Here is an 8,794-nt window from a genome sequence, read left to right as displayed (position 1 = left end):
CTATAAGAATTTTAAAATTAATTTTAGATAAGATTAACTTAGCAACTTTTAAGTATGGTATAATAAATTAAACTAAATTTATTTGATATGAGAAATATTGCTCTGTAAAAATAAATTTACACAAGATTCGGGACTTAACCTTAAATTACAGCAATTACGTGATAAAATTCTATTTATGAAATTAATATTAAAAATGAAAAGGACATTATAACAGCATGATAAATAAAAAGATTTTGTATTGCAGCTTCTTATTGATTCCTTTATCTTTAGCCACTCTCTTACTAACATTATTTTTCACTAAAATTTGAATTCCATCATTAGTTGCTATGATTTTTATTAGTGTGCTATTAACAGTTGTCGGTATCTTTAGTTTTTATTTTATTAAAACTAGTTACCAACAATTTGAAAATGAAGATAACATTGGATTTGAAGATAATATTAAACAAAGATATTGAAAACTAGGTTTTATTGGTTTTGTTGCTGATTTTTGTGATACGATTGGTATTGGTTCATTTGCAGTTAGTATTGTGCTATTAAAACTAACCAAACAAGTACGTAATGATAAAAAAATTATGGGAATTATGAACGTTGGTCATACTATTCCTACCTGTTTAGAAGCGATTATTTTATTGCTTTAATACAAGTGGCATGGCCAACTTTGGTTTCACTAATTGCAGCAGCAAGTGCTGGTGCTTATGTAGGAGCGATTTTAGCTAATAAAATTAAACTTAATTGATCACAATTATTTATTGGTGGTTTATTATTTGTTGTTTCAATTATTATGTTATTAGGTCAAAAACAAATTGGCATTATGCCCAAAGCAGGAATTGCTACTGGTCTTAATGTTTGATGAAAATATTTAGTAGGAGTTAGTGTTTTCTTTGTGCTTGGTCTTTTTATGGCCTTAGGAGTAGGGATATATGCCCCGGCAATGGCAACTACATATTTATTAGGTTTAAGTGCCGAATGTGCTTTCCCCATTATGATGGGGTCGGCAGCCTTTTTAATGCCCATTGCTGGAAGCCGTTTTATTAAAGATAAAAATTATGAAATTAAACCAGCGCTCTGTTTTTCTTTAGGTGGCTCGCTTGGTGTGATTGTTGCTTACTGTATTGTTTTTCTAGGAATTCAAAATGGTTTAGGTTTAAGTAAAGAGCAATTTATCAATATTTTATTATGATTAGTAATTGGTATTATTTGATATACATCAGTATCACTAATTAGTACAGCCATTATTAATTTGCGAAAAATTAAGCAGCAACTAATGCTGAAAACTTAAAAAAAACGAATATTATTACTCATTCGTTTTTTTATTTTACCTACTATCTAAGATACAGTCTAAGGTCATACTTTAGTATCAAAACTACTAATACTAAATGTAGTATAACCAAGATTATCTAAAGCCATGGAAAATGCATTACCATTTATAACTAATCTTCAGTTTTGATAAGAATAAATTTTAGAATGTTGTGAAGCACTTATTTCACTACTTATTGTACTATTTAGTCAACTAGTATTTCCACCCGTTGCTCATTGAACTTTATCAGTAGATTGAATAAAATTATTCTTTGTTCCAAAATCTCTTGTTTGTTTAGTAACATATTCATATATTTCTTGAATTATTACATCTCTTGCTATAAAATCATTATAAACATCAGAATTAAGAATAACATTAAAATTTTCTATATTCAAACTAGAAGAACGACTATAATTTTTGTTATATTGAAATAAAGCATTCTTACCAACAAATAATTTTTCTAAAATTGCTAGGCTTTCCTTAGTATTACTTGCTCTAGTTGTAGTGTTACTAGTTATATAGTAAGGAAGTGACAATGTTTTAATTTCCAAACCACTAATTTTTCAATTCCTTGTTTGATATTCTCCAATTACAAAGACATTATTTGTATTAGGAATCGGTACATTGTTTTTAGTTTTTCAAATGTCTAATTGCTTAACAAAATTGTTTTCACGAGCAACAATAATTGGATTTCAGGCGTTATTAAAATCTACAGAATTTTTAACAAAACTCTGTGAACTAGGTAAAGTTAAAGGAAAATAATCATTTGGATCAGTTTGAAGAGTTCCTGTACGAGAACCAGCAATACTCATATAATTATAATCATTAATTGGTTTCTCTATTGTTGACGTATCAATTGTTAGATTAGAAATACTAATTTTTCCTTACAAATCAACATTAATTTTTTGTAAAACATCATTTTTTTGATTAACAAAACTATCATTTCATTGTGGATAATCAAGATTAACAAATTTAATAACCTTAAGTTTTTCTTTAATACCAACAGTAACAGCAGTAACCACTTTATTTAAATCAGAACCATCATTTGCAAAATACATATCATATGTTTGATTAATAGGAGTTGTATTTATCTTTGCATTTTCATCTAAACACGTAAAATCTAACTGCAAGTTAGCAGTAAGATGATATCAATCAGTAACGCCATATTGTTTTTCAACATCAAAATCTTTTAAACCAAAATCACTAGTCTTTCATTCAAATTTTTTGTTAGTTAAGATTGTATCTAAATCATTAGTATTGATTTTTAAAATATCATTGGGATTAATGCCATTAAACAATGGTTTTAATTCTGGATATTCATTTACTAAATCATTACTGATTTTAAGAACTTGTGTTTTTAAAACTTCTAAAAACCCATCAATTGTTTCTTTACTATCGGTTTTCGTAATGTCTTTATCTACTTTTTGACCAATACTGTCTAAATATGTCATAATAGCAGAACCGCTTGTGACATCACCTTCTCTTCGCAAATTTAATCCATCATTAACCAATTTAGCAAACTCAATTTGAATTTTTTCTTTGGCAGTTTGTGCTAGTGTTAAATAATCAGTCTCATTAGTATCTGAAGCAGGGTTGGAAGTACCGCCACAAACTATCACATTTAGTGGTACGGTACTGTCAGGGTTAAAACTATTAATAAAGATAATAGTTTTCTCATAAATTACTACCTCCCTTGTGTATTTTATATAAAGCACCACTTATTAGTGATGTATTCCATATATGATAAAAGAGTTATGCCCTCCCTAAAACATGTCAACTAAAGTATCTAAATTAATAACAAAATTGAGGATGGAAAGTTTTATTTCTACCCTCAATTCATAGCAATTATTATTTAGTTAGGTTAAATTATTCTTCAAAAATATATGTTAACCCCTTAAAACTATTACCTAAATTAACATCATCAGTCTTAACACCTTTGATATTAATTTCAATATAATCATAATCTTTACCAGCAAAGTTTTTATGACCTGTAAGCGCAATGACATCGTTATCATGTAATGTTGCTTCAAAATTAAAGAAAGTTAAACCACCCATATCATCTAAACCAAAACATTGGAAGATTGGATATAAAACATTGCCAAGATATGCTATTTTAGTTTTTTCATCACCTTTAGCAGTTTGAAAAGCATTCCAAAAGTCTGAAGCTTTACCTAATTCACCAGAATCACTAGTTTTAAAAGTATTAGGCTTGTCAGGAATTTGCTGTTTAAACTTGGCACCATAACCAATTAAAATATCGTAAAAACTTTTAGTTTCTGAATTCTTTTTCTTTTTATTTAACGTAAAATGTTTTTTGTTATTTTTTTGAGAATCTGTATATGGGTCTAATGCTTTGTCAACAAAACTTTGTATATCAGTAAAATTAGTGACAAAATTACAAGTTTTTTTAATATTAGGGATATCATAAACTGATAATTCTAGTTTAATTGTCGTAGTAGCATTAATAGTATCATCAAGATTGGTAATCTTATAAAGCAACATACTATAGTCTTCAGTGGCATTATGAAGTAAAGTTTCAATTCTCTTAATAATATCATCTTTAAAATCGCGAACTTTTTGAGTTTCATTTTTATTATAGAAAAAAGTAGTAAACTTAACATCACTATTTGTACCAATTAAATTAGCAGTATCACTTAATCGTTGATTTCAATCAACTGGTGGCGATTTTTGAAATAATTCACAAGCAGTAAGATTAATAGCTGTAATAGTTGTTAGCGTCATAACGCTCATTATTTGTAAAAGTTTTTTCATAATTGGTTCCTCTAAATGAAAGTAATTAAAAGTTATTTGCTAATAATACTCACACTTCTTTTTGTTTTAATAATTTGGGCTTTTATTTGTTCCATTTCATTAGCATCACTTAACTCATAAAATAAATGATAATAAATGTACCGTACTTCACTTGTTCTAATATTTTGTGTTTCAATAAAATTTAAGAATTTATAAATTTCAGTTATTAACATTAAGACTTCTTTTTTTTCACTAGTAACAAGTACTTTGGATTTAATTTTATTTCGAATAACAAGTGGGGCTTCTTTTATAAATAAGTAATCATCTACTACTCTTGTCGAATCTCAATTATAAAATATTTTAAAGTCGTCAACTTTATCACTAACATTATTAATGTTATGTAAAATCTTTTTGACATCATTTTTAACTAGGCTTTGAACAAAAACTGCTAAAATTAATGCTAATGAACTAGCAGGAATAAAATATTTTAAAACTTGGTCAATATTAGTTTGACCATTAGTAAGTTTTAAGATTAGATTTTTAACAATTAAATATAAAACTTCAATGCCTAAAATAAAGAATAATGAACGTTTTTGTGAATCTTTTCATCAAGGATTACCTAAAATTTGATTTTTTTCACCAACAATCTTTTCTAATATTAAATAAATAATAAGATAAAAAAATCAGTAAATTAACACTAATGCCGTAGTAAAAACATTAGTAAAACAGAAAATATAAGTAATATTCTTAGCAACATTTAACACTAATAATATTTTAAAGATAAAGAAATTGTTTTCAAAATTAGAAATCACTTCGTATTTAGTTTCAACATATTTTTTAAATCAACATTTGATTTGAATTAAAATTAACGCGCTAGCAGCAACATAACTACCTAAAATAGCAATATATAAATACGTCTTTAAAGTGGTAATAACATCATCAGTAATTTTAGCATTATTGAAAAAATCCATAAGTAAAATTTTACTAAAAACTTTACTGTCGCTTTCTCATAATATCGCAGTTATCATTAAAGCAATTGTAAAAATTAATCATAAAATAGTTTGTATTAAATATTTATTGTTAAATCATCTTCAACTAGATTTTAATAACTGATATTTTGTCATAGTTATCATCTACCTTATTTTTGATTATACATTTATATTATATGATAATTACTAAAATTATGATAAATTATCACTTCAGGTTTGCGCAATAGTTAAATTACAAACATCTTCACTAATAATAGTTAATAAATTGTTAATAAATTTTTCATAGTTACTACCACTAGGTAAATTCATAATTTTACCTTTTGTATAACGATAGGGGTCTTTACCTAAATTATATTTTCAATTTAAAGTTAATTGTTGATTTTCAATATGGATAATTGGTAAATTTTGTTGGTTTAAACTAGCAGCAAATTGATTAAGTGCATCTATTACTCGTGGCTCTAATAATAATCGTAATTTGATTTGGTCATTACATTTAACTTCAAACAAGTTTTCAAACAAATTTGATTCTAGTTGAACTTGTTTTTTAATATGGAATTTTTTAGAAAATAAATTACGTGGTGTTAAAGTCATGATTAAATTATTGTTTTTAATGTAAGTTGTATAATAAACAAATCTTGTATAGTAACAAGTGTTTTTACTAGTTGTTATTAGTTCACCAACAATATTATAAGTTTTATCATAGTCTGATACTACTTTTTGATTAATAATGCTACCATAATTAAAAGGTTGGTTACTAATCGTGCCAATCATAACATTTTCACAATAGTTAAAATAATAAGGTGCTTCATCCAATGGTAAATTGCCTTGAGGAGCAATTTCTCAAACATCAGTAATTTTTTCTAACGTAACACTGCTATTATTATCTTTAACTACTCATTGATAATACTTTTGAATAGGTAGATTTTGAAGGGTAGTATCACGAATTTTATTTTTTAAAGCAATGGTTTGAATTATTAAAAAGATAGCAGAAAGTAAAATAATAATGCTAATAATAGTCATTGGTTTTTTAATAAATTGACTTTGAAAAGTAATGATGAGAAAAACAATGCCAATAATGGCTATGGTAGTAACAATAATTCATAAACTAAGTCATCAACGCTTAGTTATTAATTTAATTCATCAATGATTGTTACTATTTTCATATTCTTCATGAATACTACTAGTAATAGCGTTTGCTACTTGGGGTGATAAATTATGTTTCATAATTATTCCTTTAATTAAACTTTGTTCTATAGAAACAAAAAAAACTAACTTATAAGAATAAAACCTATAGGAAGCTTAAAGTGCCAATATAAAACTAATCGTATTATACCATAAATGTTAGGTAATTTGTCAATCTCTACGATAAAGATGATTAAATTTAATGAACGTAGTAATTATTAATTATTTGGCAATTACTAATTGCATCTCAAAAATTATTATTTTTAGATTTTATTTTTAAAACCAAAATAAATGTTATAAATAAAATTGTTACATATAATAAAGTTGGACTTATAATTAAACATAAAATTACTCCAATTTGTAATTGAACAAAATTATAATAGAGTTATTCCGTTAAAGAAAAAATGACTTTAAGTTAACATCATAAAAAAATAGAATCAAAATTAAATAATAAATACCAAGTTTGAAAAATAACGATAGGTACTTAAGTTTAAAGTTATGATATCTGAGTTTTATTACTAATATTTTTCGAATTAAGGTATAATTTATTATAATATGTTTGTATAAGTAAATATTATTAGTACAGAAAGAAGGGTACAGATGTCTTCATCAGAAAATGATTTTTGTGTCATTAGTTTAGGAAAATTTGGTATTTCGGTTGTTAGAACGTTAGAAGATTTAGGCAAAGTTACTTTGGCCATAGATAAAAGAGAAGAATGCTGTCAATTAGTTTCCTCTATTGCTTCTGAAACTTTAATTTTAGATTCCACTAATCGAGGAGCCTTAGAAGATGCTGGTATTCATAAAATTCAAAATATTATTATTGCTGTGGGATCTGATTTAGCAGCATCAATTGTTACTGCTGTTCATGTTTTAGCCATTCATCGCGAAAATAATACTTTAAATCGTCTTAATTTAGTAGCCAAAGCTGTTGATAGTACTCACCAATTAATTTTAGAAGCCATTGGTATTACTAATATTATTTTATCAGAAACAGAAGCAGGAAAAAAAGCTGCTTATCGTGCTATTTGAAAGTTAGGTGTTGATTTAACAACGGTTGATGATAAATATTCAATTGCTAGTGTGATTGTTAAAAATATGAGATTTACTAACAAAAAATTGGAAACGTTACGTATTCCTACTAATTATAAAATTAACTTAGTAGCTATTAAACGTGCTGGTAAAGTTATCATCCCTAGTAGAAATGAAATATTAATGTTAAATGATGAGCTATTATTCATTAGTTCTAATGATAATATTAACAATGTTTATAATGATTTTTCAATTAATAATAGTACTAAAGTACCTGAACGATTGGTTACTAAAGTGCAAGAGAAGAAGTTACCATTTTGAAAAAGATGAGGTAAAAAAAGAAAAAAAGATTTAGTAAAAGTAATGGTTCTAATATTAAAAAAATGTCTAGTGCTAAATCTAAAATTAAAAAAGTAATATAAAAAGTGATACAATTTATTTTAAACATTCTTTATAGTTGTTTTTTATTAATTATGAATTGTAAAAGTGTTTTTGATAATCTAATTAGTTATTTTTTTTATTTTCGCACTTGGGATTACAATTTGGGATTATTTCATATTAATACTTTTGCCTAAAGAACCATAGTCGATAAAGAAACTAAGAATTTTCTTTTTTAGTGCATGAATACAATTAGCTAACATTGTTTGATAAGTATTTTCATCAATAATACGATAAGGATTATTGACTATTTCTTGACGTAATTTTTCTGCAAAAATTAGTTGTAGTTCGCTATTAATATTTACTTGACAAATTCCTAATTTAATAGCTTTTAACACTTGATTTTTTGGAATACCAGAACCACCATGTAGTACTAATGGCTTGTTGCAATTCTGAGCAATTTGTTGTAATAAATCAAAATTTAAACTTTTTCAATCTTTAGGATAAAAACCATGAAAATTATTAATACCAATTGCTAACGATGAAATATTCAGTTGATTAATCTTAATTGAATTATCAAGATTGGCTAGAATGGTAGTGCTACTAATATCATCTTCAGTGCCAGCAATAGCTCCTACTTCTGCTTCAAGAGCAATATTTTTATTATTTATAAATGATATTAATTGTTGTAATGCTTTGATGTTTTCTGTAATATCCAAGTGTGTTCCATCAAGCATTATCGAAGAAAAACCAGCATTTATTGCCTTTTTACAAGATTCAATACTTGTTCCATGGTCTAAATGTAAAGCAACTTGGATTGTTATATTTAAATCTTCCATTAATGATTTAACGATACTACTAACTACATTATAACCACCCATATAGTTTATATCCATTTCTTTTGCTCCTAGGATGACAGGAGAATTAGTTGCTTGTGCAACTTCTAGAATTGTTTTAATTCATTCTAAATTATGGATAATAAATTGCATAACAGCATAATGTTCTTTTTGTGCTTTAATTAATAAAATATTTAAAGGAACTAATTCAGTCATTATCTATTTCTCCTAATTATCACTTTAATCATACCATAATATTCATGTTTTTTTGGAGCATAAGATTAGGTAGTAAGCAATAGGTATTTTATATTTATTCTTTTCCCAATAAT

9 protein-coding genes are annotated in these 8,794 nt (G+C 25.9%); 3 read left to right on the top strand and 6 right to left on the bottom strand.

Going from position 1 to position 8,794, the window contains the following annotated elements:
• The first annotated feature begins 215 nt into the window (after window positions 1-215).
• Together RDJ14_RS00635 and RDJ14_RS00630 are read left to right on the top strand one after the other, a co-directional pair.
• Complete coding sequence (locus tag RDJ14_RS00635) at window positions 216-638, top strand: hypothetical protein (RefSeq protein ID WP_308149432.1); 423 nt, start codon at window positions 216-218, stop codon at window positions 636-638.
• A 20-nt stretch (window positions 639-658) separates the two neighbouring features.
• A complete protein-coding gene (locus RDJ14_RS00630) occupies window positions 659-1,279 on the top strand; it encodes a hypothetical protein (protein WP_308149431.1) in 621 nt (206 codons plus the stop codon).
• A gap of 59 nt (window positions 1,280-1,338) precedes the next feature.
• Here the strand turns inward: RDJ14_RS00630 and RDJ14_RS00625 are convergent, their stop codons facing one another.
• From RDJ14_RS00625 to RDJ14_RS00605, 5 genes are all read right to left on the bottom strand, one after another.
• Entirely contained in the window at window positions 1,339-2,109 is a 771-nt protein-coding gene (locus RDJ14_RS00625; protein ID WP_308149430.1) for a hypothetical protein, read from the bottom strand.
• Between the two features lie 72 nt (window positions 2,110-2,181).
• Window positions 2,182-3,015, bottom strand: a complete 834-nt coding sequence (locus RDJ14_RS00620) for a hypothetical protein (protein ID WP_308149429.1) — start codon at window positions 3,013-3,015, stop codon at window positions 2,182-2,184.
• Between the two features lie 148 nt (window positions 3,016-3,163).
• On the bottom strand, window positions 3,164-4,069 hold the full coding sequence (locus RDJ14_RS00615; RefSeq protein ID WP_308149428.1) for a hypothetical protein: 906 nt from the start codon (window positions 4,067-4,069) through the stop codon (window positions 3,164-3,166).
• A 32-nt stretch (window positions 4,070-4,101) separates the two neighbouring features.
• On the bottom strand, window positions 4,102-5,172 hold the full coding sequence (locus RDJ14_RS00610; RefSeq protein WP_308149427.1) for a hypothetical protein: 1,071 nt from the start codon (window positions 5,170-5,172) through the stop codon (window positions 4,102-4,104).
• A gap of 57 nt (window positions 5,173-5,229) precedes the next feature.
• Complete coding sequence (locus RDJ14_RS00605; protein ID WP_308149426.1) at window positions 5,230-6,261, bottom strand: DUF3137 domain-containing protein; 1,032 nt, start codon at window positions 6,259-6,261, stop codon at window positions 5,230-5,232.
• 558 nt (window positions 6,262-6,819) lie between these two features.
• On the opposite strand from RDJ14_RS00605, the gene RDJ14_RS00600 reads away from it, so the two are divergent.
• Entirely contained in the window at window positions 6,820-7,668 is an 849-nt protein-coding gene (locus RDJ14_RS00600; protein ID WP_308149425.1) for a TrkA family potassium uptake protein, read from the top strand.
• 131 nt (window positions 7,669-7,799) lie between these two features.
• On the opposite strand, the gene RDJ14_RS00595 is transcribed toward RDJ14_RS00600, so the two are convergent.
• Complete coding sequence (locus RDJ14_RS00595; protein WP_308149424.1) at window positions 7,800-8,681, bottom strand: class II fructose-bisphosphate aldolase; 882 nt, start codon at window positions 8,679-8,681, stop codon at window positions 7,800-7,802.
• Between the last annotated feature and the right edge of the window lie 113 nt (window positions 8,682-8,794).

The sequence above is a fragment of the Spiroplasma sp. AdecLV25b genome, assembly GCF_030913225.1.
Classification (GTDB): Bacteria; Bacillota_I; Bacilli_A; order Mycoplasmatales; family VBWQ01; genus Spiroplasma_E.
The sequence above is the reverse complement of the archived record's forward strand: the minus strand, read 5'-3'. Positions and strand labels throughout refer to the sequence as shown.